The sequence below is a fragment of the Acetobacter ghanensis genome (assembly GCF_001499675.1).
GTDB classification, from domain to species: Bacteria; Pseudomonadota; Alphaproteobacteria; order Acetobacterales; family Acetobacteraceae; genus Acetobacter; species Acetobacter ghanensis.
This window is the reverse complement of the sequence record NZ_LN609302.1, coordinates 58,613-82,333: the sequence shown is the minus strand read 5'-3', so window position 1 is coordinate 82,333 and position 23,721 is coordinate 58,613. Positions and strand designations below refer to the sequence as shown.

Genomic DNA, 23,721 nt, shown 5'->3' with positions numbered 1-23,721 from the left:
TATGGTGTTGGCCATACCCCGCTCTTCTTTTTAGGGGGTGGCTTCCCCGGCGTGGCCTTAGCCCGCAAACAGCCTGACCTTTTCCGCACAATATGCATAACGGGGCGCAGCGTGACATGTGCAGCAGCACGCCGTGCAGGCGGGGCCGTGTGTTATTTTTTTCACGCATGTCAGAATAAAACTAACAAACCCCTTAACAATAGATTGACGGACTACGGGGGCAACCGGCTATGCCTCATGTCAATAACTGCGATTAAGGCGGAAAAATTATGTTGGCCTGGTTTACTGAAAAAGCGCCATTAAGGCGGAAAATTTCCATCGTGATGGCCTGCTTGCAAGCCTACATGATTTTGCAGATTCTGGTGCAGCTTGTCAGTTCCGAAATGGATCTGCCGCTAGCCGTGCAGCGTTACCTTGGGCTGGGTGGGTTTGTTATCAGCTCCCTTATGGTGTTTCTGGCCCGCTGGGTGCTGATCACCCGGGCTGCCGTACCGTTTGAGACCATTACAGCCCTGACCGAGCGCATTGCGGCGGGCAGGCTGGATGAGACCATCCCCTATGTAGAATGGACTGATTGCGCGGGCCGTCTGGCCAAGGCGCTCACTACCTTCCGCGGTGTGTTGGTCAAGCAGTTGGACCTTCAGAAAATCGCGCAGGAAAGTGCCGCCGAGCAGCAGCGGTTGAGTACTATTACGCAGGAACGCGCGGTTGAGCAGAATGGCCTGATTGTGGAATTGGGCAAGGGGATGAAAACACTGGCCAGCCGGAATCTGGCCTTCCAGTTCACGTCCCCCTTTGCGCCAGAGTTTGACGCCCTGCGCCGTGACTTTAACGAGGCTGTGGCCTCCCTGTCTGAAGCGATGGAGGAAGTGGCTGCGGCTTCCGCCCTTATTCAGGGTGGGTCCATGGAAATTGCCGAGGCATCGCAGGATTTTGCCCAGCGGACCGAGCGCCAAGCTGCTGCCATGGGGCAGATGGCTGCCTCTGTAACCAATGTTAAAAATGGCGTGGACAACCAGTCCGAAGCTGCGCAGGAAGCCCGCGCCGCAGCCCTGAGCGCTCATGCCGCCGTGCAGCGTTCCACTCAGGTCATGCTGTCCGCCATGTCCGCCATTCAGGAAATTGCAACGTCGTCTGCCAAAATGTCCGCTATTATTGGCATTATTGATGACATTGCCTTCCAGACCAACCTGCTGGCCCTGAACGCAGGCGTGGAAGCGGCCCGTGCGGGGGATGCAGGGCGCGGGTTTGCCGTGGTCGCAACCGAGATCCGGGCTTTGGCCCAGCGCTCTTCCACATCCTCGCGCGATATTCGGAGCCTGATCGAAATTTCCACCCGTCAGGTGACCGAGGGCGTGCGCCTTGTGGAGCAGACGGATAAGGAACTTCGGATGGTTGCCGGGCAGGTGGAGGCCATTACCACCCATGTTGGCAACATTGCCACGGTTGCGCGTGAGCAGGTGGGCAGCTTGGGCGAGGTGAACACCGCCGCCACCCATATTGACGCCACCACCCAGCAAAACGCCGCCATGGTGGAACAAACCGCCGCCGCCGCCCATAACTTGACGACCGAGGCCGCCCACCTTGTTAAGGTTGTTGGCCAGTTCAAACTCTCTGGTCAGGCTCCGGCGCTGGCTGGCGGGGCACCAAAGCGTGCGGCTCTGGCCAGCCCGTCTGCTCGTCCGGCGTCATTGGCCGCCAGCAGACCCGCCGCTGCTCCCCGCCAGTTGGTGACCAGTGGGGAAGATGGCTGGTCGGACTTCTAAACCCGGCGGGTAACCGCCAACCGCTCTTTTGGGGCGGATGTAAACTGCAAAAAAGGCCGGGCACCCAACGTGTCCGGCCTTTTTGCTGTGCGGGATTTGCGGACCTGTTGGGTTATTTTAAACATTGATGAATATGGATGAAGAATCGGAAAAAATTTATAAATTGTTTACTAATTGCTGCCAACACTCGGCTTGTAGGTTCCGTTAGGTTGCTCTGGTCACGTTCGGGTGCCGGGTGTAGAATGAATGACACACACGTGGCTGATTTTGGCCCCTTTGGGAAAAAACCAGCCGAGCTAGATATGGTGCAATCATGATCCATCCCGCAATGCGCGCCTACCAGAATGTGGCCGGGTTCTCCCTGACGGACCGACAGGCCGATGCCACCTGCTTTAGACTGCTGATCGAAGAGTTGGAAACGGCGGCAGCCAGTTCCGAACCCTCCGTTCGGCTCAGTGCCCTGACCAAGAATCAGCGTTTGTGGTCCATGATCATGAAGGCAAATTCGCTGGATGCGGGCGCCACCAGTTATGAAGACAGGGAAGTTTTTGTAAGGCTGGCCTCGCAGGCCCAGCGTTACGGCATTCGCGCCATTCTTGATACCAATCTGTCTCTCGCTCCCTTGATCAGTATTGCAGAAACCGTTCTGGAAGGCTTGGAAACATCCGCAGCGCATGGGCAGGATTTTGACGCTGACGCCATGCTCTGAACGGCGAGGGAGCCAACAATAAGGTGGCTCGACTATGGACAATTCGGACGGCCGGACAGGCCAGCAACAGCCTGCCTCAATAGCTGACAGGCTGTCTTTTATGGGCATAGAGCGGCCCGAGCGTGAGACGCTGGCCGACATGCGCCCCGCTATGGCTGACATACTGGATGAAAGCCTGTCCGAATTTTACAAACGTGTGCATGATGTACCAGAACTGGCCCGGTTTTTTCCAACCGAGGCCACCACAACCAAGGCCCGCTCCCTGCAACAGATGCACTGGGACACTATTCTATCGGGCAAGTTCGGGCCGGATTATGTGGCCGATGTAACCCGTATTGGCCTCGCCCACGCCCGCATAGGGCTGGAACCCCGGTGGTATATAGATGGCTACGCCGTGCTGCTGGATGCCATATGCCGCCGCCTGATCCGCCGGGGGATGCCAAACGGGCGGCGCTCCCTCTTTGGGCGGGGGGATGCGGCAGCCGAAGCGGGCGAAAAGCTGGGCCAGCAGATTGGCGCCATTATCAAATCCACTTTTCTGGACATGGATCTGGTTATTTCCACCTATCTGGCACGGCTGGAGGAGGAACGGCAGAAGGCAGCCTCCGAACGCTCGGCACTGGAGCAGATTGCACAGGCCCTAGAGCGGGTGGCGGAAGGAGACCTGAGCGCAACTCTGGCGCATGATGTGGCCGAACGTTCCCCCGTGCTGGCCGCAGCCTTTGCCAAGCTCAAGACCGGGCTGAATGGCGTGGTGTCTGATATTCGTGAGGTTTCCACACAGGTGGAGGAAACCGCAACCTCCATCAGCCAGAGCAATGCCCGTATTCTTAGCCAGAACGAGGCGCAGGTTGGGTCCATCCACCGCCTGACCGATGCGACGGCCTCGCTTGAGACGTCACTCGATGATGTGTCGGGGCAGACGGTCGCGGCGGAAAAAGCCGTGCGCCAATGTGTGGCCGCGGCAGAGCGTGGCAATGTGAATATGCACGATGTACGCGCCACCATGGCGGATATTCAGGCCGCGTGGAAAACCATTTCCGATCTGGTTGGCTCTATTCAGAACATAGCCGCGCAGACCAACTTTCTGGCGCTTAACGCCAATGTGGAGGCCACACGCGCGGGGGAAATGGGGCGTGGCTTCTCCGTTGTGGCAATGGCCATCCGCGACCTGTCGGTCAAAACGTCACAGGCTGCAAGGCAGATTGCCGCCAGTGCGCAAAAGAACGAGGCGGTCATTCGCAACGGGGCGGATGCGGTTAGCCAGATGGTGGTGGACCTGTCCAACATAGGGGCGGGCATTACCGTGGTGAACGACGCCATTTGCAAGATCAACAAGGAAATGGGGGGCCAGCAGCAAAGCGTAAAAGGCACCCACCGCGAGGCCGCTGCCCTGCGGGACCTGACGGAAAAAACATCGGCCATGTCCGAGCACGCCTCCAGAGACTGCCAGCATCTGACCAGCCGTTCGGCCAGAATGGTGGATCTGGTCAGCAACTTTGTCCTGTCCGAACCCGGATTGGATTATGACGACGATTACCCCATTGCCGCTGAATAAGCGGGCATAAAAAAACCGGCCTGCTTGAGAGCAGGCCGGTGCAAAAGCACGCTGGTTTAAAAAGCGACTTACTGCTTCATGGCGATGGTGGCCTGCAACAGCTGGTCTGCCGTGGTCACAATCTTGGTGTTGGCGGTGTAGGCTTCCTGCGCCACAATCAGGGCGGACAGGTCGCTTGTCAGGTCGGTGGTGGAGGATTCCACATAACCTACCGTCACGGAGCCGGTTCCGTTCTCACCCACCAGGCCGGTCTTGGCGTTACCGGAGGAGGCGGTGGCGGCGTAAGCCTGACCATCCTGCGCTTCCAGACCGTTAACGTTGGCGAAGTTGCTGAGCGCGACCTTACCGATCAGCTGCGTGTCCCCGTTGTCGAACACGGCCATGACGGAGCCATCGCTCTCAATTTCCGCACTTTCGTAGGTGCCGGAGGTTACGCTGTCACTTGTCATGGAGGGCGTTGTGGACGTTGTGCCAACCGTCATGCCGCTTGTGCCACCAATGGTGCCAAGGGAGAGGCTGACGCTCTGCGTGGCGCCATCGGGGTAGGTTACGGAGATAGGCAGGGCCACAGCGGCACCGCTGAGCGTGGAGGTCATGTTGGTGCCGGAGCTGTTGGTGACAGACGCCAAAGACCCATCGCTGTTGAACTTAACGGTGTAGGGGCCTGCATCCGACCCCAGCGTTGCCGTTGTGCCGTCAGAGTTGGCGCTGGCAACGGCCTGCACCGTCCATGTGTCCGTCCCCGTGTTGGTCCATTTCAGGCTGATCTGCCCGGTGTTGGCGAGGGGGGCATTGACGTTGTAGCTGCCGTCATAAACCGTGGTTGCGGCGGACGTAACCGTTGTGCCGGTCGTGGCGGAGGAGGAGAGGGTGCCGCTCGTTGTCAGCGTGGTGGTCTGCGTGGGGCGGAAGGTGACGTTGGCAATGTTGATCTGCGTCAGCTTGCTGGTGTCCAGCGTGCCGGTTGTGGAATCAACCATGTAGCCATCAAGGTAGTAGCCGCTGGTGTTGACCAGATAGCCGTCCTTGTTCTCATAGAACTCACCGTTACGGGTGTAGTACTGGGTGCTCTGGAACTGGGTGGTGCCGGAGGAAACGGCCCCTGTTTCCTTGGAGACGTTGAACAGCCCGTTGCCAGAGATGGACATGGCCAGCGCATCCGTGCTGGAGGACGCCGTGCCCTGCGAGTTGACGTGCTGCACGGTTACGGCGGCAACGGAGTTGGCCACGCCCTGTGCAAACGACCCGGAGGTGGAACCGGCACCGGCCACAAAGTCCTGAAAAGCCGTGGTGTCGGCCTTGTAGCCGACGGTCTGGCTGTTGGCGATGTTGTTACTAAGGTTGGTAAACGCGGTGGACTGAGCGTTAATCCCGCTGACAGCCGTAGTAAGGGAGTTAAAGATTGACATGTGCCGTCCCTGCCTTGTGGATGCGCAGTTATATTACGCTGGCTGTCTGTGCCGGATGGGGCACGCGCATCAGCCACGGGGTTAATGGCCTACAGGCTCTGATGGCGGGACCATGCCGCACCACAAACCTGAAGCCTGACTTGCCCAACTGAGTAGCATGTAGGGCGCGGAACGCAAGGTTTTCCTGCATGAAAGAACTGTAAACCGCCGTTTATGGTCCTCATGGAGGGGTGGTTGTGGCCTGCACGCATGGGGTGGGCCAAAAACAGGCGGCGGGCAGGGGGGGTTACCTGTTGCCACGCCGGTTGTTTGGAGGTGCGGGGGGCGGAGTGGCGCGTGAGCCGGGGGTTTTGAGCTTCATCACATAGGCAATAATGGCGGCCACGGGCTGGAAGTATTCGGGCGGAATTTCGGAGTCCAGCGGCAGGGTATAAAGCGCGCGGGCCAGTGGTGGGTTGGGCACAATGGGAACGCGCACCTCTTCCGCCGCCTCACGCATACGGGCCGCCAGTTCATCCGTGCCTTTGGCGACAATTTTGGGGGCGCTGTTAACACCGTTTTCGTATTGCAGGGCCACGGCGTAGTGGGTCGGGTTGGTAATAACCACCGTGGCTTCCTCCTTGACCGCCTGCACCATGCGGCGGCGGCGGCGCATACGAATCTGCCGCTGGCGGGCCTTAACCTTGGGGTCCCCGTCCATCTCCTTGGTTTCGTCCTTGATGTCCTGAAAACTCATGCGCAGTTGTTGCAGGCGGTTCCAGCGGGTCCATACATCGTCCAGCACCGCAATAACGGCCTGCACCGCCAGCACCACCAGTGTTGCGTACACAAACCAGGAGACAAGCTCGCGCGTAAGGTGCGGCACGCTCCACCGTTCGGACAGGGGGGCCACGCGCAGGGTTTCCTTGGCCACGCCAAACAGCACAAGGCCAAACACCGTAAGTTTGATAAGGCTTTTAAGGGTTTCGACCAGATTGTTCTTGCTGAACAGGCGCTTCATCCCCTTGGCGGGGGAAAGGCGCATGATGTCGGGGATGACGGCCTGCGGGCGGAACAGAAACCCGCTTTGCAGCACGCCAAAAGCCAGAGTGACCACCAGCCCCGTGCCAACCAGAGGGGCGGCCAGCCACGCCCCTTCCAGCATGGCTTGAATGGAGGCGCGGTAAAGGGAGGCCCGGTCAAAGGGGATGCTGTCAAAATGCGCCATAAGCCCGTACATGTGCTTGGCGAACTTGAAGGCGGACAGGCTGGTAGTGGTGGTAAAGACGATGAGAAACCCGCTGAGGATAACCACAAGCTGCACCTCGCGCGATTGGGCAATGTTGCCTTCCTCACGCGCGGTTTCCAGCCGTTTGCCGGTTGGGGCTTGGCTCTTTTCGCCTGTGCTGTCGTCCGCCATGTGCCCCGGCTCCTAGTGGTGTGCCGTGTGGTTTGCCGTATTGGCGCCAATGCCGGGCAGGCCAAGCAGCAGATCCCCAGCCCGTTCCTGCCAGACACCAGTAATGACCTGAATAAGAATGGCCAGCAGCAGCACACCGCCCAGCAACTGGGCGGGCATGGCCATGGAATAGACCTGAATGGACGGCATAAGCCGGTTAAGTACCCCCAGCATGGCGGGCCACAGGGTGCCGATGAGCACAAAAGGGGCGGAAAGCTGGAAGGCCAGCGTAAAGGACTGGGATGTAACCTGCGCCACACTGTGCGCCATATCACCCACCATGGGCATGTGGCCGGGGGGGAACAGCGTGTAGGACCCGGTTACCGCCGCCAGTGGCAGCACATACAACCCTGACGATAGAAAAATAACGGGGACCAGAAACGCCGCCATATGGCTGATGGCCGTACTGCTGGCGCCCAGGTCCGGGTCAGGCTGGAGCACACTGGCAAGCCCTGTAAAAATGGCCACAATCTGCATGGAAATGCCGAGTGCGAGCGAGACAAGCCGCGCCAGCCAGCCAATAAAAATGCCATACAGCAGTTCGCCCACAATAATGGCTATGGCGCGGGCGGGCATGTGCAGCGCCTGCCCGGAAACATCGTTGAGCGCGTCCTGCTCAAGCGGGAGAATGGCAACGGTAATGCACAGGGCAATGCCTGCGCGGACCACCATGGGGGAGGTGCTTTCCCCCAGTCCGGGGGAGGCCAGAACCAGTGCGCTAACCCGGCACAGAACCAGCAGGAACATGGCGGCAAGTACCTGTATGGACCCGCCGGGGAACAGCAGGTAGTCGGTCATGCCCACGCAGTGGCGCGGCGGTGGCGCACGGCGGTCATGACCCGCCAACCATAATGATCTGGTCAAAAATGGTATGGGCGTAGGTGTTCAGGGTCGAGGCCATGTAGGAGCCGGTCAGCAGCAGGGCGGTCATGGCGGCCACAAATTTTGGCACGAAGGACAGCGTGGCTTCGCTAACCTGTGTCATGGCCTGAAACAGCGAAACCAGAACACCCGCCACCAGCGAGGCCAGCAGGGAGGGTGCCCCCAGCTTGACCGCCACAAAAAGTGTCTGGCGCAGTATGTCGTGAATATCGACTGTGCTGTGCATGACCGGGGCTGGCTTAGATCGACATCTTCATGACGTCCTGATACGCCTGCACCACGCGGTCACGCACGGTGGTTACGGTTTGCAGGGTCAGCTTGGCTTCTTCCACCGAGGTGGCGATGTCGGTCATGTTGCCTTTGCCAGACAGGCCCGTTGCGGTCTGGGCTTCCGCCGTTTTGCCGGTCTGTATGGCGCCTTTGAGCGCATTGTCCAACGCGGATGTAAAGCCCGAAACAATGTCGGCCCCACCTGTGGAACCCGTGCCCTGCGCATCCGTTGAGGATTGCATGCTCTGCTGGGTCTGCCCATAGGCGTTGAGCGCATCGAGGCTGCGTGTGGTGATGTCGCTGGTCATGTTAGCCCTGTCTGGCGCGGAGGGTCGGCCTTTGGTCATGCCCGCCCCCGCCACGATGTGGTCTGGAATATGCGCCCACTGTAATCCATTTGGCCGGTGCAAGGCCAGTGGCTTTTGCGCGCGCTGGGTGATCTTTGCGGTTACAGCACGTCCATCTTGCTGGCGGGGGAAATGACGTTGATCCCTTTGGTGACCGGCAGACTGGTCTCGCGCGAGGCGGGGGTGGTGCTGTGCGCGCTCATGCGGGCGCCAAGGGGGATGAACGCCTGCTCGTTCAGCCGGTAGCCAATGCCCCATTGGGTAATGAACGGGTCCTGAATACCAAAGTCGCGCAGTTTTTTGCGGATTTTGCAGACCATCACGTCAATAATCTTGCCGTGTGGTTCTTCCTGCCCGGCGTACAGGTTGTCCAGCAGGGCTTCCTTGCTGAGCACCTGATTTTTGCGCAGGGTCAGCAGTTCCACCACGTCGTATTCCCGCGGGGTCAAGGGGAGGGGGCGGTCATCAATCCGCACCTGCCTGTTGTCCACGTTTACCACCATGCGGCCAATATGCAGGGTCAGGCTGTCATGCCCGCCGGTGCGGCGCACAATGGCGCGCAGGCGGGCCAGCAGTTCCACCGGCTCGACCGAAGCGGGCACGCAGTCATCCGCCCCGATGGACAGGGCCTCCGCAACCTCCGTGGGGGTAAGCGTGCGGATAATCATCATAATGGGGGTGGGAATACGGCTGTTGCGGATGTGGCGCAGGAGCCGTGTATCAGGCCGGGCCTGCTGGATAACCGCAATATCGTACTGCGAGCGGCGCAGGGTTTCCACCACCCCTTCCGGCCCGGACATGGTAATGGAGACGGCCCCCTCCACCGCGGCTTCGGCCAGACCGTGGCATGGCCGGATATCGCCATGTGTTGAATTGTCTCCGATACACAACAGGCGCATGTTTTTTTCCGTCTATCGGTTCCGTGGTTTGGGGAGGGGTATGCCGCGGGAAACTGCGGTGCATCTGTCCTCTCCCGCTGGCCGTTGCGTTATGCTGGCCGGGTATTTGGGGTGCGATCGGCGCTGCACGGGCGCAGACTCCAAAAAACACCTTGGCTAAGGCATGGCCATCCCATAATCTGAGCGCAAGATTTTTTTGAACTGGTTTGCATGCGGCCCTGCCGTGCGGCATACCGGTTTTTTGTTTCCTGTATGCCTTAAAGAGGTTCCATCACATGGCAGATACCACGGTTGCCGCCCAGCTTGCCTCCAGCATGCGTACGGCCACGGCACACATGGCCCAGTCGGCGCACCGGTCCGTGCAGCCCGAGCATGTGGCCTCCAGCGCGCTCAAGGTTTCCTCCACTGCGCAGGACGGGTCCTCCTCCTCCATGCAGTTTGATGCGTCCGGTCAGGTTGTGCCCTCGGGCAACACACATAACCAGCACTCCGGCACGGCAAGCTTCGTTAACCTGCTGGCCTGATCGTACACCGGCAGGCCGGACTGCCCCGGTCCGCTGGGGCACATGGCCGGGTTATGGTGTTTTTTTAACGCATGACGCTTCAGGGTATTGATGAGTGCACAGCAGCGGCAGTGTCCGTTCTGGTCCTGCATGGCTGACGGGTCTTCTTTTTCCGCCGGTGCAGGCGGGCCGGTCAGCCACAGTTCTTCTGCCTCAGCCACCTTATGTGCAGAAGAGTTCCGCCCCACGGCAGGGCTATTGTTCGTTCAGGATTAACGAGACGTGTATTTCAGCAGATCCGTTTGCATGAGACGCTGCCTTCTTCCCATTGCCCTGCTTCTGTCCTGCTCCGCCATGACAACCGTGGCCGATGCGGCGCGGCGCACCCATGCGCCCCGTACCAGCCAGACCGCCACACCTACCCCGCCAAAGGGCACGGGCCTTAACGCCGCGGCAGCGGCGGGCGCTACAGCAGCAGCGGCCGGGGTGGCTGCCGGTGCTGCCGCAACGCCCGCACAGGCCGACCCCAACGCCGCGGTTGATGGAGACCTGCTGAAAGGTCTGCCCGCCCCGTGGAAGGCCACAGTGCTGGATGTGCCCCTGCCGCCGCCTGCACCCGCACCCGCTCCCACCGCTGGCAAAGGTCGCAAACCGGGGCAGAAGGTGGGGCAGCCCGCCAACTCGGGCACCGTTGCGGGAGGGAATGGTGGTGCCGTGTCACCCCCGGCCACATCGCCCAACCGGGTGCTTATTCCCGTTCCCGCCCGCATGGGGCTGGCTGCCTTCCGCAGTGGCGACAGCTTTATTATTGTGGTGGACAATGCCGAGCCAATGGACACCAGCGCCCTGCGCGGGGATGGCATTTTTTCCACCCTTACGGTGACAACCCTGCCGGGCGCGACCCTGTTGCAGCTTAAGCTGCCAGACACGCGTGAGTTCTTTTTGTCCCAGCAGGCCGAAGGCTGGGTGCTGGGCGACAAACCGCCACCGGGTAATGTTTATGGCGACCGGCGGGTGATTAACCCGCTGGTGGCGGATGGGGGCATTCTGTACCCCATGCGCCGCCCCGGCCGCGTGTTGAGCATTACGGACCCCGCATCGGGCAAAAAGCTGTTTGTTGGCACCTCCACCACGGATGACGGGGGGATTCTCTCCTTCCGTCATGGGGATGGGTATGACGTATGGCCCACGACCGAAGGCGTTGTGGTAGCGGCCTCATCCCCCGATGTAGGGCTGCGGGCCACGCCGGAGGGCGCGTTGCTGACCTCGGCCGTAAGCCCGCTGCCAGACAGCAAGGTGGCCGTGTACGCCAATACGGTTGATCTGGACTGGCTGGGTTTGCAAAAACTGCCGGATGACCAGCTTGAGGCCCGCCTGCACAAGTCCTTGCTGGCCGCAGCCGATTCCGACCCCGCGCAGCGTTTTGCCGCACGGCTGGAGGAAGCCCGCGCGGCCTTTAGTGTTGGCGCTTTTCTGGAAGCCCGCGGCATTCTGACCGTGGCGCTGGAAGATGACCCCGAAGAGGCCGTGCGCCCCGAGGTCAGCTTCCTGCTGGCGGCCTCCGAATTGCTGAGTGGCAACATGGATGGCGCATTCCTGCTGGAAGGCCCGTGGCCAGATAACGAGCAGCGGGCAACGCAGGTCTGGCGTGGCCTCTACCTTGCCGCCAAGGGCGGGCACGAGGCCGAGGCCGCCCACCTTCTGGCGCGGGACTTTACCCGTCTGGACAACTACCCCAACAGCGTACGCAGTGTGCTGCTGCCCTTTGCCGCTGAGCAGATTGGCCGTTATGGCTCGGAAGAAGACCTGACCGTGCTGGACAAGCTGCCCAAAGGGTCGGTTTACCGTCTGGCGGCTGCCTTCCGCGACCTGCGCACAGGCAAACGCGCCCCGGCGTATGATGTGTTCAACACCCTTTCGACCGACCCGGACCCCGTGGTGGCGGAAAAGGCGCTGGAGCAGAAAACCTCGCTCGATATGTCCGATGGCAAGCTGACCCCGCTTGCCGCGGCCGAAATGTTCAACAGCCTGATGCCGGATGCCCGTCTGGCCGGGCGCGAGGCCACTGTGCGCCTGTTGCAGGCCGATGCCTACATGCGCGCGCGCAAATGGCCCGAGGCGCTGGCAACGTTGGACATGGTCAAGGACACGCCTGAGCAGGTGTCCGAACCCGTGCTGTCCCCCATGCTGTTCCAGACACTGGCAGCCGTGGCCAGCGAGGTGGTCAAGGATACCGACCGCGATGCCATTCTGCATGGTGCGGCCATGCTGCGCGCCCACCTTTCCGCCCTGCAACCGGGTACCAAAAAGGGCGAAATCCTGATGGCTTACGGCAAGATGCTGCTTGGCCTTGGGTTGGCGGATGAGGCGCAGGAAGCGTTCTCCGATGCCGTGCCCATGCTGGATTCGCCCGAACTCAAGGCGCTGGCGGGGCAGGGGCTGGCGGAATCCTACATTGCGCTCAAGGACCTGCCGGGCGCGACCGATGTGCTCCAGCGTACGGATGACCCGGACCTGCCGGATGACATGAAGGCCTCCCGCCGCCGCCTTCAGGCCCGGATTGATCTGGCGCGGGGCGACCAGACCTCCGCCCTCGGCCTGCTGAATGGCGACACGTTCTCCGACTCGCTGGATATGACCGCCCGCATCCACGAAAGTCGGGGCGAATGGGCTGCCGCCGTGGCCAATGTGCGCAAGATGGCCGAGGCGGACATTCCGCCAGAGGGTCCGTTAAGTGCGACCCAGCAGACACTGGCGCTGCGTCTGGCGTCCGATGCGTCTCAGGCTTCGGACGAGGCTACGCTGGCATGGCTGGCCAAGCTGGTCGGGGACCGCAAGATGGATGGCGAGAGCGGGCGCGTGTTCCGTTTGCTAACGCAGGTGGGGGAACAACGCCTACCACCGCCGCCAGTGCCTCGGCTGGCCAGAAGCCCGCAGCAGCTAACCAGCCCTGACTTGGGGCCGCTGGGAGTTACCCGCCCAGCAGAGTTTGCGCCCAGTGTGGCAGGAGTGGCGTGCTGCGGAGCAGAAAAACAGGCAGCAGCCCCAGCGCGCAGGGTATGGCAAGCGGGTAACGCCATACGGGCCGTAAGGCGGCATTGGGTGCCACTTGTACCATAGGGGTGCGTGTGGTGCGCCGCACCGCCCATACGCCCCATAGGCCGCACCCGGCAAACAGCAGAAAAGCCCAGATACCGCCAAAGCCGACCCACGCCCCGCAGGCGCAGAGCAACAGCGCATCCGCGCCAGACATAAAGTTGCCGCGCAGGGATATGGACAGGGCAAATAGGCCCGCTCCCCCCAGTATCCACGCCGTGCAGGCCCCGGTTATGGCGCTGCCGGGGTAACCAAGCCCCGCACCCGCCAGCAGTCCGCACAACAACATGGGCATGAGAATGGCATTGGGCAGCCAGCCCTCGCGCCGGTCAAACTGGGCCAGCAGATTGGCAAAGTTGAGGGCGATGGCGCAGGCCAGTGCCTCGGACGGTGGGGTGTAAATCAGCAGGGTCAGGGTGCAGGCGGCAGTTAGCAGGCAGCTTGCCACCAGCTCGTGCTGCTGTTGCTGGGATGGGGGCACATAGTCCGCGTGGGTGCGCACACCGCTGGCCACGGGGAGCCAGTGCAGCAGAACCGCATACAGGCGAACGGAGGCGGGAAACCACAAGGCGACGCCTATGCCCGCAAGGGATGCTAACGTGGTGTGGGCCAGCAGGCTCCACGCCAGCATGGCAAAGGTTGCTCCGGCCAGGAGCGTTGCATCAGTAAACCGGGGTGTGCGCATGGTCTGGTCGCTTTGGCGGACGGGCGTAGTGTGCTAGGATATGCCCAAGCCATAACGCCGTGTGGTGGTTCTGTCATGGGGGGCGGTTGCCTCTGTTCGGGCAGGGCCGGGCTTGGGTAGCCAATAAATCTGTAGCTATCGGGCTTAAGGGACGCTATTCTTCGGTCAAGCTGCCGTGAAGAGTGTATTCCACGCCAATGCGTACGGCACCGCCTACAAACACAAGGGAGCTGGCATTTTATGCTGGAGGCACTGTCATCCCAGACCGCGCTGACCCATAGCGGGACGGACCTGTTTTCTTTGGCTGAACGGCGTATGCAGTGGTTGGAATCGCGCCAGTCGGTTCTGGCTGGCAACGTGGCCAATGCCAATACGCCGGGCTATGTCTCCAAGGACATTGCGCCTTTTTCTGGCGTGCTGCAAAGCCAGATGACAATGGCTATGGTTGAGACACAGCCGGGGCACATGGCCGGGCCGGGGAATACATCCCTCGCACGCAGGACCACAGGCGGCACCAAATCCATAGATGGGAACGAGGTCCGGCTGGAAGATGAGCTGGGAAAAATAGCCGACACCAACGACCAGCAGCGCTTTGCGACAACGGTTTACACCCGCTACATGGGCATGTTCTCCACCGCGCTTGGCACCAGTTCGTAAGGACGGAAGCAGCAGATGGATTTTACCAACACGATCGGCGTCTCCGCCGACGGGATGCGCGCACAGGCTGAACGCCTGCGCATATCCGCGGAAAACCTTGCCAACAAAGATACGACCGGCTCCACCCCCGGAGCAGACCCCTACCGCCGCAAGACCATTACGTTCCAGTCCACGCTGGATCAGGCAACGGGGGCTTCCAGCGTTAAGGTCAAGTCCATCGGGCAGGACCATACGCCATTCGAAACACGCTATGACCCCTCCCACCCCGCGGCGGATGCCAAGGGCTATGTGAAGGTGCCAAACGTGAACACCATGGTCGAGATTATGGATACGCATGACGCCCAGCATTCGTACGATGCGAATCTGAACACCATGCAGATCACCCGCTCCATGCTGACACGTACCATTAATCTGATGAAATAAACGTCGGTAGGCACACTATTGGCGTGTTTTGTAAATTCCAGTGCTTTGCAAGGCTATGGTGTTGGCACCCCCTGTGTGACCTGAGCTGACCATAGCCGGGCAGAAACATGAACTCTTTTGGCTTATCCCAGCTCCTGCGCCAGTCCTTGCAGGGGCAGGATATTACGCATTACCGGACCGAACTGCTGCAAAAGGCCAGCCAGTCCCCGGATGCGCAGACCCTGCTTGATCTTTCTCTTATCATGCAGATGACCTTCCAGAACGAACAGGCTGCTGCCTTGCTGGATGCGGCATTGAGCTTGCAACAGACCTTTAATCTGGCCCGTGGTGGTAAGGATGCGCTGCGCCTGCTGGTGGTTAAAACTCCGGGTGACCTGACGGCCAACACACCCATTGAGTGTATTTTGGAAAATGCGCCCGTTAACATGGACGTGGTGTATGTTGGCCCCGGTCTGCCATGGCCCGCTACGCTCCCCCCGCATGACCTTATTTTTGTGGCGATAGGGGAGGCCGACACCCATACCGCCATATTATCCCAACTGGCGGAGGTACTGGCGCACAGCCCAACCCCGGTGCTGAACAAGCCCCAGTATATTCCCCAACTGTCGCGCTCTGCCGCGTTTGACCTGCTGCATACCGTGCCGGGCCTGCAAATGGCGCAGACTTACCGGACCGACCGGCCCACATTGCAAAAGCTGGCTGCCGGGCAGACCACGCTGGACGCAGCGGGGCTTAATCTGGTGTATCCGTTTATTGTGCGCCCGCTGGGGCTGCATGGTGGGATTGGTCTTTGCAAAATTGAGAAGCCGGAAGACCTGTCCGCTTACTTGGCGCAGGTTGAAGCCGAGCTGTTTTTTGTGGCCAACTTCATTAACTACGCATCGGACGATGGGCTATTCCGCAAGTACCGCGTTGTGCTGGTGGAGGGCAAAGCCTATCTGGCGCATATGGGCATTTCTTCCCACTGGATGGTGCATTACCCGTACCGGGAAATGAAGGAATTTGCCTCCAGAAGAATGGAGGAGGCACAGGCTATGCTCCACTTCGATCAGGCGTTTGGGCAACGGCACGCTGTGGCCCTGCGTGGCATTTATGATGCCGTCAAGCTGGATTACTTTGGCTTTGACTGTGCGGAAACAGCCGATGGTGACCTGCTGATTTTTGAACTGTCCAATGCCCTGATCATCCATGCTTGCGATGATGAGGCCATGTTCCCTTACAAAATTCCGCAGATGCACAAAATCTTTTCGGCGTTTTACGCCATGCTGCAAAACAGGGTGGCGGGGCGGACGGCGGTTTAATCCCGGCCCGTTTTTTCCACTTTTTATTAGACCAAACGCAAAGCCTGCTTGGTTGGCCCGGTCCTGACCCATAGGGAGTTGGGGGCTGTGCCACCTAAGTGGGCTTTGTTGTATGGGGTGCTGTGGCGCGCGTATCTGCTGCGGCCGGTTATGCGCCAGACAGAGGCTCTGCCTGATCTGCACAACGCAAAAAAATACCCCCGGCTTTCGCCGAGGGCACTTTTCGTCAACTGTATCAGTAAGATTACTGGAACAGGGACAGGATGTTCTGGGACTGACCGTTGGCGATCGAGAGGGACTTGATGGCCAGGGACTGCTTGGTCTGCAGGGAGGTCAGCTTTGCGCTTTCTTCGGACATGTCAGCATCGGTCAGGGCGCCAACGCCGGTCGTCAGGTTGTCGGTCACGCTCTGGCCGAAGGTGGTCAGGTTAGCGATCTGCTTGGTGTTGTTACCCAGCTGAGACGTGAAGTTCGTCATGGAGACGATAGCAGCCTGCACCTTGGAAATGGCGCTCTGCAGGGAAGCTGCAGTGATGCTGCCCGTGGTGTAGCTGGCGAACAGGCTGTTGGTGGTGGGGACGCTACCAGCAACACCGGCGCTGGTCAGGCCCAGCATGGCGCTCAGCGTGTTACCCGTTGCGCTGCTCAGGCTCTTGAAGCTGCTGACGGTAGCCAGCGAACCCTGCAGACCCGTCACGTAGTTCAGGGAGGAAGCGGTGATGGACAGACCATCGGTCGTGCCGCCGGACAGCAGGTTCACACCGTTGGTGGTGGAGTTCTGTGCGATCGTGTCGATCTGGCCGAGGTAGCCGGTGATTTCGTCGTTGATCTGGGACAGGGAGGTGTCGCTGCCGGAGTTGTTACCAACGCTGGTCACTGCGTTCTGGATTTCAGCCAGCACGGACAGGATCTGGTTGGCAGCGGTGTTGGTGGAGCTGACAACTGCGGAAGCGTAGGACAGGCCGTCGTTCACAGCGCTCTGGCCGGAGATGTTGCCGGTCATCTGGGAAGCGATACCGAAGGAAGCAGGGCCGTCGGAAGCGTTAGCAACTTTTTTACCGGTGGAAACTGCGTTTTCCGTGGCGCTCAGGGCGCTCTGGGTTGCGTTCAGGGTTTCCAGAGCAACCATTGAGGAGGTGTTGGTGTTAATAGAAAGGCTCACGTTGTGATCTCCATTTCGGTGGGCAATCGCCCTTGTTCAAGGATGAATAAACCCCCGAATGGCTAAGAGAAGGTTAATGCGATCATATTTTTTTGAATTTGGTCCAAAAAAGCTGCGAACGCGCCTTTGGATGACGGGCTTCTGCCCGGCGTAATGGGCCGAAAAGGCTGGTTTTCTGCCGTTTTTTATAATCCCGACTCTGCGGGGGGGCATAAAAAAAGCCTCCTCCCATTTGTGGGAAGAGGCCTGATTCCCTGCATGAAGGGACGTGCAAACTGTTAACGCTTAGGTGGAAACGTTAAGCACTGGCGCGGTTTTCATCCGGGTCGTTTACTTTTTCCAGCGCCTTCAAATAAGGGCGTTCACGCGTAAGGGTTGCGGGCACGGGCATGTTCAGCGTGTCGGCAAACTGGGTCTGGGGCGGCTGTTCCTGCTGCTCCTGCGTTTTTTCTGCCAAAGCTGCGGCGTTCTGGGCTGCGGTGGTCGCACTTTCCAACGCCGATTCTACAAGCTGCTGGGCCGTTTGCTGGGCGCTCTGGCTGGCCTGTTGCAGTTTTTCCAGTGTTTCCTCAATGCTCAACCGTGCGGTTTCGGCCTGCTGGATCAGCGTTTGCATCCGCCGCTCCTGCGATGGCACCTCGGTCATGGCCGCGTCCAACCGGTCGGCAACCGAATCGGCCTTGGAAGCCATGTCGTCCAGTTCCGTGCCGGTTATTTTGGCCTGCTCAATCATACGGCTGAGGGGACGCCCGCTGACTTCCCCGGCAACGCGCAGCTTGTCCACGCCTTCTTCCGCCTGATTAACGCTGCTTTCCAGCTTTTCCACCAGTTCCAGCAGGCTGGCGCGGTCACGCTTGAGGTTGCCCAACACCCGCCCGAGGTAAAAGCTGTAGATAATGCCAAGGAACAGAAAGACGGAGAGAATGATCTCGATGATCATCTGGATCTGTGTGAACATCATTCAGGTGATCCTCCGGTCTGGGCCGCTGGCGCTGCTGGTGCAGCAGGGGGCTGCGGGTGGGGTGGCTGTGGCGGCACGCCAAGGGGCGGCGGCAGGTGGTGTTCCTCTGGCGGGACCAGCCGTTTTTGAATTTTAACAGCGTTCTTGTTGCCCAGTTTGCCCAGACGCCCTTCAAAAAGGGGTGTCTGCCCGCATTGCAGACGAATGGGGAAGGGCGAGCCATTTTTGTGCGGAAAGGTCATAAGAGACCCGATCTTGAGGTTGAGCACCTCGGAAAGCGGGACAATCTTTTCGTCAAACACGGCGGAGACCTGCGCATCCGTTTCCAGAATTTCGGAAAACAGATGGTCTTCCCAAATCGAGTCGCGCCCGAACTTTTCGCCCATGAACTGCTGCGAAAGCTGGTCGCGCACCGGTTCCAGCGTGGCGTAAGGGATAATCAGGTCCATGTTGCCGCTGCGGTCTTCCATATCAATATGGAGCTTGGCCAGCACCACGGCGTTGGAGGCGCGGGCAATGGCGGCAAAACGGGAGCTGACTTCCAGCCGTTCAAACGTCAGATCCACGGTACAGACCGGGTTGAACGCGGCGGACAGGTCGGACAGCGTGAGGGTGATGAGCTTTTCAATTAGCGCGCGCTCAATGGCGGTATGGGGGCGTGTTTCCACCCCCACATGCCCAACGCCACGCGGCCCGCCCATGAGAATATCGATAATGGAGTAGGACATGGCCGAATCCACCACGACAAGCCCGTAATTGTCCCACTGAACGGCCTTGAACACTGCAAACATGGAGGAGGAGGGCACGGCCCCCATGTAGTCCCCAAAGCGCAGGGAGCGAATGCCCTCGATGGTGATTTCGACGTTGTCATTGGTGAAGTTGCGCAGGGTGGCGGAGAGAATGCGCACAAGCCGGTCAAAAACAATTTCCAGCATGGGCAGGCGTTCGTAGGCCACAAACCCGGCCTTGATAACGCGCTCCATGCCGGTTTCTTCCGGCTCTTCAAACCCGCCAAACGTGTGGCCCAGCAGGTTGTCAATTTCCGACTGGTCAAGCAGGTGGCTGCCAAACGGGTCTTCCTCCGGGGAGCCGGGGTGTTCTCCGTGTTCGGCGTGTGCATCATGGTCCGCGGACCCGGCGTGGGCGTCCTCTGCCTTTGCCTCGGCGTGCGGGGGGGCATCATCCCCGGCCGTGGTGTGGTCGGTATGCGCCTCGGCTCCGGGTTCCGCGCTGCCCTGTGGTTCGGCATGGGCGTCTTCTGGCGCCGCACTGGTGGCTTCGGCCTCTGGCGTTGCCTCTGCCCCGGTGGCGTGCGGTTCCTCCGTATGCGGAGCATCCGGTGTGGTATCGGCTTCCGGCTCGTGCCCGGCCCCTGATGCTGTGTCGTCTACATCCTGCATGTGGTTTGTCGCTACGGTTCCTGAGGTGTGTCTGTTTTAAACGGATGTCAGAAGCCGGAGAGCTTTACTGGACAAGGAATTCAACAAGATACAGGTTTGTAACCTGCAAGGGGGCAAGCTGTGCGCGCAAACGGCGCAAAATGGATTCGCGCAGCCTGTAAATACCATTCCCCCGGATGTCCTGCGGCCGTGTTTCGTGCAGGTAGGTCTGGAAGATGTCCTGAATTTCCGCAATCCGGTCCTGAAGTGCGGCTTCGTTAGGCACACCGCTGACTTCCACCTTGGCAGTCAGCTTGACGTAAACTGGATGGCCGCCCGACGTGTCCAGGTTGGAGACCATGGGAGGAATGCCCAGCAGAATGGGCGGGTGCATGGCGGCTTCCGCCTTGTTACCCACATCCCGCTTGAGCTTGGACGTGAAGATTTTGTCCTTTTCCCAGAACACCCCACCACCAACAAGGAGAACAAGACCGGCAGCACCCGCCATAATCAGTTTCCGCTTGGACTTGGGGGCGTCTGCTCTTGGAACTGCGTCGGCAGCATCTGCTTCTTTTGCGCCGGTTACAGTTTCGCTCATGTCTGGTGGGCTCCGGAATGGTTAATCAAACACATCTGTTACCAGTTTAACCGCTGGCGCGCACCTACTCAATGGCCGGGGTGTGGCTTAATTGTCTGGTTATCCGCCCGACAATGCGGGGGTGTGGTGCGCCGTGCCCATGGTAGGAATTATTTAATAAAATCGATCACAATGGAAATGGGCTTGCCATCGGCCCGCATATCATGCGGTGGCACTCTGGATACGGGCATGACACCCTGTTCGAACGGCTTGCAGATCCACTTGTCCTTATCAATCCACGCATGGTGAATCTGGATGGTGTCACACTTGCGGATTTCGGACGTCAGAATAAGTGGCAGAACGGTGTTAAAGGTGGGGAACCAGATGTGTGAATCGCCCTCCTCTCCGGCAAAACCTACCTGCACCCCGTCATTGAGGGTTGCGGAGACCATGCCGCCCATAGCCAGATCGCACAGAATATTGCCGTCCGCGTCATAAACAGAGCGCCTGCGTAGTAGCGGGCTGTTGTAGTCCGGGAGGCTTAGGCGGAAGATGCCGCCTTTTTGCAGGCATCTGAAAATGTCGTCCATAATGGCAGGGATTTTCTGATACGGAATATGTTCAAACACATCCTGAGACTGAAAGCCTTTTACGCTTCCATCCGCAAACGGCATATTCTTCCGTGCATCATGCGCGATGTCCCGCTCAAAGCGGGGGGTGAGGGCCAGACCATAAAACAGGCCAGACTGAAATTGCGGTTCATGCGGGTAAAGATTACCAAAATAAATGAATTTATCTATTGTCTGGTTACAATGACTTCTATCAGATTCCGACACGGCGATATTTCCCTGTTTGAAAAAAAATATATCCAATATTTTCAGGATATAGAAGGATAATGAGGCCCGCAACATGGATGTAGGGCGGCCTGCGGCCGGTTTTTCCCTGTGAGGGGGATGGATTGAATTATTCAATGAATGGTGGTGGATTCTGCTGGCGGGATATGTAAGGGGAACAGAAAGCTCTTTGCCCGCGCCAGATAGTCAGGATGAATTTTATGCCAACAGTGCCAGTATTGACCTTTCCGCCAGATGAAGGGGAATATATTGTAGAAACGTATAAAAAGCATAATATTATTCTGGAATATGGGAGCGGCGGCTCAACAGTTGAAGCCGCCAGACAGCAGCATCCTTTTATTATGTCTGTTGAAAGTGATCTGGACTGGGCAAAAAACCTGCACGAAGTCCTGAAGAGGGATTACCCGGCCGCCCGCGTGCTGTTGCAGTGGGTGGATATTGGTCCGACCAAGGAGTGGGGCTTCCCTGTGGATGAGAGAGCCTGGCGGAACTGGAGCAACTATTCCCTTGCTATCTGGCGGAATGATCTGTTCCAGCAGCCTGACTTGGTTCTGATAGATGGCCGGTTCAGAGTAGGGTGCTTTCTCGCAACCCTGTTCCTGACCCAAAAGCCCGTTGTTGTGTTGTGGGATGACTATACAAACCGCCCATATTACCACTGTGTGGAAAAGTATTTAAAACCCGTCAAACTGGTAGGCAGGCTGGCACGGTTTGAAGTGGAGCCACGGCAAATAAATCCACTTGATCTTGCTGAAATCATTACACTTCTGAATATTCCAGATTGATGCAAACTATTGGGTGGGTTATTTGTATGCCGATAATACAGATGGTGTCATGCCGTCTGTTTTATTTTCGTAATGTAAGCCATGCGTAAATCGGGCTTCTTGTATTCCCCGCATGGGTGATAGACGATATACAAATACCAACTGATGAAAAAATATTTTCCAAAATCTGGGCTGAGAGACGCATATAATGGATATTAAGATTTATGTATGTCATCATAAAGAAGGGTTAATCGCAAGAAATCAATATTTTGAACCAATCCAGGTAGGTCGTGCCATTTCCAACCATGTTCTTGATGGCATGATCGGGGATGATACAGGGGATAATATTTCCCATAAAAACAGGGAATGGTGTGAGCTGACCGGCCTGTACTGGATATGGAAAAACACAAACCATGACTATGTCGGGCTCAACCATTACCGCCGTTACCTGAATTTTGCAGGCGGAGACCGCAACAGCACACTTTATATTGAGAAAAAAGTCGATATTACCCAGTATCTTTCAGCCGGTATTGAAGAAACCTGCCGCCAGAACCCTATTGTTCTGTCACCTCTGGTTAATGTGCACCCCACATCGTCCCCCGGTAATACGATGACGGTCTATAACCATTACTGTTACAACCATTATAAAAAAGACCTCGACATTGCGCTGTCAGTTATAAAAAATAAAGCGCCGGAATATTACGAGTTCATGATTATTTCCATGAACCTGGAGATGTCCGTATTCGGCAACATCTTTGTCATGCGGCGGGACCTGTTTAACGAATACTGTTCCTTTCTATTTTCGGTTCTCTTCTCTGTAGAAGAGGTGTTGGATACAACGCATTATGATGATTACCAGAAGCGGGTATATGGCTTTCTGGCCGAGCGGTTTTTGTATGCGTTTGTTCTGAAGCACAAGCTTTTGGAGAAAAGTAACAATATTATTCATGCTGGGCTGATCATCTATACTGATTTTGAGCCAGAATATAATTATAAACAGATCATGGCGCAGATTTCTTCCCGATCAGTCCGGAAGGTCGCGCACCCTCATGCAGAGGATGTGCATATCGTTGTGTCGTTTGATGATGGGTATATTAAACAGGCCCTCGTCTCCATTTATTCAGTCATAAAAAACACGTCGGATGCCTCGCGCCTCCGCTTCCACGTTCTGCATGACGAAAAACTGTCTCCGGTGACGCGGGACTTCCTGTGCAACAAGTTTAAAGAAGTAAAGTTCGACTTCTATGCCATAGAGGACGATTACATCTTTACGGTTTACCCGCATAACCGCGAGCATATTAACCGGAACACCTATTACCGGCTGTTTATGCACGAATGCCTGCCCCAGAGTGTTAAACGCCTGATCTATATGGATCTGGATACGCTCGTCTGTGACGACATCATCACCCTGTGGAACATGGATATGGACGGCAAAACGCTTGCTGGCTGTAATGATGAAGGTGGCGTCAGCCAGTCCAGAAGGTTGTTCGGGCTGAACTGGAACAAGAGCTATATTAACGCCGGCGTTCTGCTTTTTAACCGGGAGCAGGCCGTTAGAAAATATAAGAACCTGCGGTTCCTATATTTGGAATCTTTTTTGAAGAATATGAAAAACCTGACCCTTCAGGATCAGGACATCATCAATATCGCTTATAAGGACGACATTAAAATTCTGCCGTTAAGGTGGAATGTCGGGTCTCGGGTTTATAGCAGTAGTGAACTGGAGGCCGCCTACCCGAAAAGTGTGGCCGCCGCTGCGGTTCATAACCCCGCGCTGATCCACTTTACGGGGGAGAACAAGCCGTGGAAGCCCGATGCCGCCCACCCCATGACAGAGCTCTATCTGGCGTATCAGGCAAAGGCATTTGCTTATCAAACCCCGCAGACCCAGAGTGTAGAAAGCGTGGCCTAAATGGGTGTTTTTGACGTGAGATAGTTTGCGTTCAAACAGGTCTGAACAAATCGGCAAGGGCTGCATCAGGATCATGATGCAGCCTTTTTTGCTGTCAGGCGGTCTTTGCAGTCAGTCGGGTTTTCTACAATGCGGGGTTTTTCGTTGGGTTTGATGGCAAAGGCATGAT

The 23,721-nt window shown here is 58.1% G+C and carries 23 protein-coding genes and 1 pseudogene; 12 read left to right on the top strand and 12 right to left on the bottom strand.

All coding sequences use genetic code 11. From position 1 onward, the window contains the following. Positions 1–323 precede the first annotated feature (323 nt). The 3 genes from AGA_RS00425 to AGA_RS00415 all read left to right on the top strand — a co-directional run bounded on the left by AGA_RS00425 (position 324) and on the right by AGA_RS00415 (position 4,033). A complete protein-coding gene (locus AGA_RS00425; protein WP_231946143.1) occupies positions 324–1,766 on the top strand; it encodes a methyl-accepting chemotaxis protein in 1,443 nt (480 codons plus the stop codon). A gap of 313 nt (positions 1,767–2,079) precedes the next feature. Then, entirely contained in the window at positions 2,080–2,475 is a 396-nt protein-coding gene (locus tag AGA_RS00420; RefSeq protein WP_059022539.1) for a flagellar biosynthesis regulator FlaF, read from the top strand. A 34-nt stretch (positions 2,476–2,509) separates the two neighbouring features. Then, on the top strand, positions 2,510–4,033 hold the full coding sequence (locus AGA_RS00415; RefSeq protein WP_083503485.1) for a protoglobin domain-containing protein: 1,524 nt from the start codon (positions 2,510–2,512) through the stop codon (positions 4,031–4,033). A gap of 68 nt (positions 4,034–4,101) precedes the next feature. Here AGA_RS00415 and AGA_RS00410 read toward each other — a convergent pair whose 3' ends face one another. Beyond that, positions 4,102–5,442 carry a flagellar hook protein FlgE gene (locus AGA_RS00410; protein WP_059022537.1) on the bottom strand — a complete coding sequence of 447 codons (1,341 nt, stop codon included), beginning with the start codon at positions 5,440–5,442 and terminating at the stop codon, positions 4,102–4,104. On the opposite strand from AGA_RS00410, the gene AGA_RS13620 reads away from it, so the two are divergent. After that, positions 5,436–5,594 (top strand): hypothetical protein, encoded by a 159-nt coding sequence (locus AGA_RS13620; protein WP_157065258.1) that lies wholly within the window; start codon positions 5,436–5,438, stop codon positions 5,592–5,594. The two genes, AGA_RS00410 and AGA_RS13620, sit on opposite strands and share 7 nt — an antisense overlap. Positions 5,595–5,728: 134 nt before the next feature. On the opposite strand, the gene AGA_RS00405 is transcribed toward AGA_RS13620, so the two are convergent. The 5 genes from AGA_RS00405 to AGA_RS00385 form a co-directional block, all read right to left on the bottom strand. Next, a complete protein-coding gene (locus AGA_RS00405) occupies positions 5,729–6,841 on the bottom strand; it encodes an EscU/YscU/HrcU family type III secretion system export apparatus switch protein (RefSeq protein ID WP_059022536.1) in 1,113 nt (370 codons plus the stop codon). 12 nt (positions 6,842–6,853) lie between these two features. Next, positions 6,854–7,726 carry a flagellar biosynthetic protein FliR gene (locus AGA_RS00400; protein WP_231945856.1) on the bottom strand — a complete coding sequence of 291 codons (873 nt, stop codon included), beginning with the start codon at positions 7,724–7,726 and terminating at the stop codon, positions 6,854–6,856. After that, entirely contained in the window at positions 7,713–7,988 is a 276-nt protein-coding gene (locus AGA_RS00395) for a flagellar biosynthetic protein FliQ (protein ID WP_059022534.1), read from the bottom strand. The genes AGA_RS00400 and AGA_RS00395 overlap by 14 nt, the downstream gene beginning before the upstream one ends. A gap of 13 nt (positions 7,989–8,001) precedes the next feature. Further along, positions 8,002–8,379, bottom strand: coding sequence for a flagellar hook-basal body complex protein FliE (locus tag AGA_RS00390; protein ID WP_231945855.1), 378 nt, complete (start codon positions 8,377–8,379; stop codon positions 8,002–8,004). A gap of 101 nt (positions 8,380–8,480) precedes the next feature. Further along, the gene (locus tag AGA_RS00385) at positions 8,481–9,278 is read right to left on the bottom strand and encodes a response regulator transcription factor (protein WP_059022532.1); all 798 of its coding nucleotides are present in this window, start codon (positions 9,276–9,278) and stop codon (positions 8,481–8,483) included. Positions 9,279–9,553: 275 nt separating this feature from the next. On the opposite strand from AGA_RS00385, the gene AGA_RS00380 reads away from it, so the two are divergent. From AGA_RS00380 to AGA_RS13960, 3 genes are all read left to right on the top strand, one after another. Further along, positions 9,554–9,802, top strand: a complete 249-nt coding sequence (locus AGA_RS00380) for a hypothetical protein (protein WP_059022531.1) — start codon at positions 9,554–9,556, stop codon at positions 9,800–9,802. A gap of 90 nt (positions 9,803–9,892) precedes the next feature. After that, positions 9,893–10,057 (top strand): hypothetical protein, encoded by a 165-nt coding sequence (locus AGA_RS13965; protein ID WP_173568018.1) that lies wholly within the window; start codon positions 9,893–9,895, stop codon positions 10,055–10,057. Between the two features lie 30 nt (positions 10,058–10,087). Then, complete coding sequence (locus tag AGA_RS13960) at positions 10,088–12,901, top strand: tetratricopeptide repeat protein (RefSeq protein WP_231945853.1); 2,814 nt, start codon at positions 10,088–10,090, stop codon at positions 12,899–12,901. Positions 12,902–12,956: 55 nt separating this feature from the next. On the opposite strand, the pseudogene AGA_RS14370 reads toward AGA_RS13960, so the two are convergent. Continuing rightward, positions 12,957–13,508: pseudogene (locus tag AGA_RS14370) on the bottom strand (prepilin peptidase); the annotation flags it as partial. Positions 13,509–13,802: 294 nt separating this feature from the next. Here AGA_RS14370 and AGA_RS00365 point away from each other — a divergent pair. From AGA_RS00365 to AGA_RS00355, 3 genes are all read left to right on the top strand, one after another. Continuing rightward, positions 13,803–14,219, top strand: a complete 417-nt coding sequence (locus AGA_RS00365) for a flagellar basal body rod protein FlgB (protein WP_059022529.1) — start codon at positions 13,803–13,805, stop codon at positions 14,217–14,219. 15 nt (positions 14,220–14,234) lie between these two features. After that, entirely contained in the window at positions 14,235–14,642 is a 408-nt protein-coding gene (gene flgC / locus AGA_RS00360; RefSeq protein WP_059022528.1) for a flagellar basal body rod protein FlgC, read from the top strand. Positions 14,643–14,749: 107 nt separating this feature from the next. Further along, positions 14,750–15,943 (top strand): ATP-grasp domain-containing protein, encoded by a 1,194-nt coding sequence (locus AGA_RS00355; protein ID WP_059022527.1) that lies wholly within the window; start codon positions 14,750–14,752, stop codon positions 15,941–15,943. A 244-nt stretch (positions 15,944–16,187) separates the two neighbouring features. Here the strand turns inward: AGA_RS00355 and AGA_RS00350 are convergent, their stop codons facing one another. The 5 genes from AGA_RS00350 to AGA_RS00330 form a co-directional block, all read right to left on the bottom strand. Continuing rightward, complete coding sequence (locus AGA_RS00350; protein WP_059022526.1) at positions 16,188–17,105, bottom strand: flagellin; 918 nt, start codon at positions 17,103–17,105, stop codon at positions 16,188–16,190. Positions 17,106–17,403: 298 nt separating this feature from the next. Next, positions 17,404–18,066, bottom strand: coding sequence for a DUF6468 domain-containing protein (locus tag AGA_RS13895; protein WP_173568020.1), 663 nt, complete (start codon positions 18,064–18,066; stop codon positions 17,404–17,406). Further along, a complete protein-coding gene (fliM, locus tag AGA_RS00340; protein ID WP_231945852.1) occupies positions 18,063–19,466 on the bottom strand; it encodes a flagellar motor switch protein FliM in 1,404 nt (467 codons plus the stop codon). Before fliM ends, AGA_RS13895 begins: the two co-directional genes overlap by 4 nt. A 64-nt stretch (positions 19,467–19,530) precedes the next feature. Continuing rightward, the gene (locus AGA_RS00335; RefSeq protein WP_059022525.1) at positions 19,531–20,043 is read right to left on the bottom strand and encodes a flagellar basal body-associated FliL family protein; all 513 of its coding nucleotides are present in this window, start codon (positions 20,041–20,043) and stop codon (positions 19,531–19,533) included. Positions 20,044–20,192: 149 nt separating this feature from the next. Next, a complete protein-coding gene (locus AGA_RS00330; protein WP_157065257.1) occupies positions 20,193–20,858 on the bottom strand; it encodes a methyltransferase domain-containing protein in 666 nt (221 codons plus the stop codon). 218 nt (positions 20,859–21,076) lie between these two features. Here AGA_RS00330 and AGA_RS00325 point away from each other — a divergent pair, with 218 nt between their 5' ends. Both AGA_RS00325 and AGA_RS00320 read left to right on the top strand, forming a co-directional pair. After that, on the top strand, positions 21,077–21,661 hold the full coding sequence (locus AGA_RS00325; RefSeq protein ID WP_197556480.1) for a hypothetical protein: 585 nt from the start codon (positions 21,077–21,079) through the stop codon (positions 21,659–21,661). 187 nt (positions 21,662–21,848) lie between these two features. Next, on the top strand, positions 21,849–23,552 hold the full coding sequence (locus AGA_RS00320) for a DUF4422 domain-containing protein (protein ID WP_059022522.1): 1,704 nt from the start codon (positions 21,849–21,851) through the stop codon (positions 23,550–23,552). Positions 23,553–23,721 lie beyond the last annotated feature (169 nt).

Bases quoted from the DNA above. Each gene is read 5' to 3' on its own strand.
- AGA_RS00425 (WP_231946143.1), top strand. From the start codon at position 324: ATGGCCTGCTTGCAAGCCTACATGATTTTGCAGATTCTGGTGCAGCTT.
- AGA_RS00420 (WP_059022539.1), top strand. From the start codon at position 2,080: ATGATCCATCCCGCAATGCGCGCCTACCAGAATGTGGCCGGGTTCTCC.
- AGA_RS00415 (WP_083503485.1), top strand. From the start codon at position 2,510: ATGGACAATTCGGACGGCCGGACAGGCCAGCAACAGCCTGCCTCAATA.
- AGA_RS00410 (WP_059022537.1), bottom strand. From the start codon at position 5,442: ATGTCAATCTTTAACTCCCTTACTACGGCTGTCAGCGGGATTAACGCT.
- AGA_RS00405 (WP_059022536.1), bottom strand. From the start codon at position 6,841: ATGGCGGACGACAGCACAGGCGAAAAGAGCCAAGCCCCAACCGGCAAA.
- AGA_RS00395 (WP_059022534.1), bottom strand. From the start codon at position 7,988: ATGCACAGCACAGTCGATATTCACGACATACTGCGCCAGACACTTTTT.
- AGA_RS00390 (WP_231945855.1), bottom strand. From the start codon at position 8,379: ATGACCAAAGGCCGACCCTCCGCGCCAGACAGGGCTAACATGACCAGC.
- AGA_RS00385 (WP_059022532.1), bottom strand. From the start codon at position 9,278: ATGCGCCTGTTGTGTATCGGAGACAATTCAACACATGGCGATATCCGG.
- AGA_RS00380 (WP_059022531.1), top strand. From the start codon at position 9,554: ATGGCAGATACCACGGTTGCCGCCCAGCTTGCCTCCAGCATGCGTACG.
- AGA_RS13965 (WP_173568018.1), top strand. From the start codon at position 9,893: ATGAGTGCACAGCAGCGGCAGTGTCCGTTCTGGTCCTGCATGGCTGAC.
- AGA_RS13960 (WP_231945853.1), top strand. From the start codon at position 10,088: ATGAGACGCTGCCTTCTTCCCATTGCCCTGCTTCTGTCCTGCTCCGCC.
- AGA_RS00365 (WP_059022529.1), top strand. From the start codon at position 13,803: ATGCTGGAGGCACTGTCATCCCAGACCGCGCTGACCCATAGCGGGACG.
- flgC (WP_059022528.1), top strand. From the start codon at position 14,235: ATGGATTTTACCAACACGATCGGCGTCTCCGCCGACGGGATGCGCGCA.
- AGA_RS00355 (WP_059022527.1), top strand. From the start codon at position 14,750: ATGAACTCTTTTGGCTTATCCCAGCTCCTGCGCCAGTCCTTGCAGGGG.
- AGA_RS13895 (WP_173568020.1), bottom strand. From the start codon at position 18,066: ATGATGTTCACACAGATCCAGATGATCATCGAGATCATTCTCTCCGTC.
- fliM (WP_231945852.1), bottom strand. From the start codon at position 19,466: ATGCAGGATGTAGACGACACAGCATCAGGGGCCGGGCACGAGCCGGAA.
- AGA_RS00335 (WP_059022525.1), bottom strand. From the start codon at position 20,043: ATGAGCGAAACTGTAACCGGCGCAAAAGAAGCAGATGCTGCCGACGCA.
- AGA_RS00325 (WP_197556480.1), top strand. From the start codon at position 21,077: ATGCCAACAGTGCCAGTATTGACCTTTCCGCCAGATGAAGGGGAATAT.
- AGA_RS00320 (WP_059022522.1), top strand. From the start codon at position 21,849: ATGGATATTAAGATTTATGTATGTCATCATAAAGAAGGGTTAATCGCA.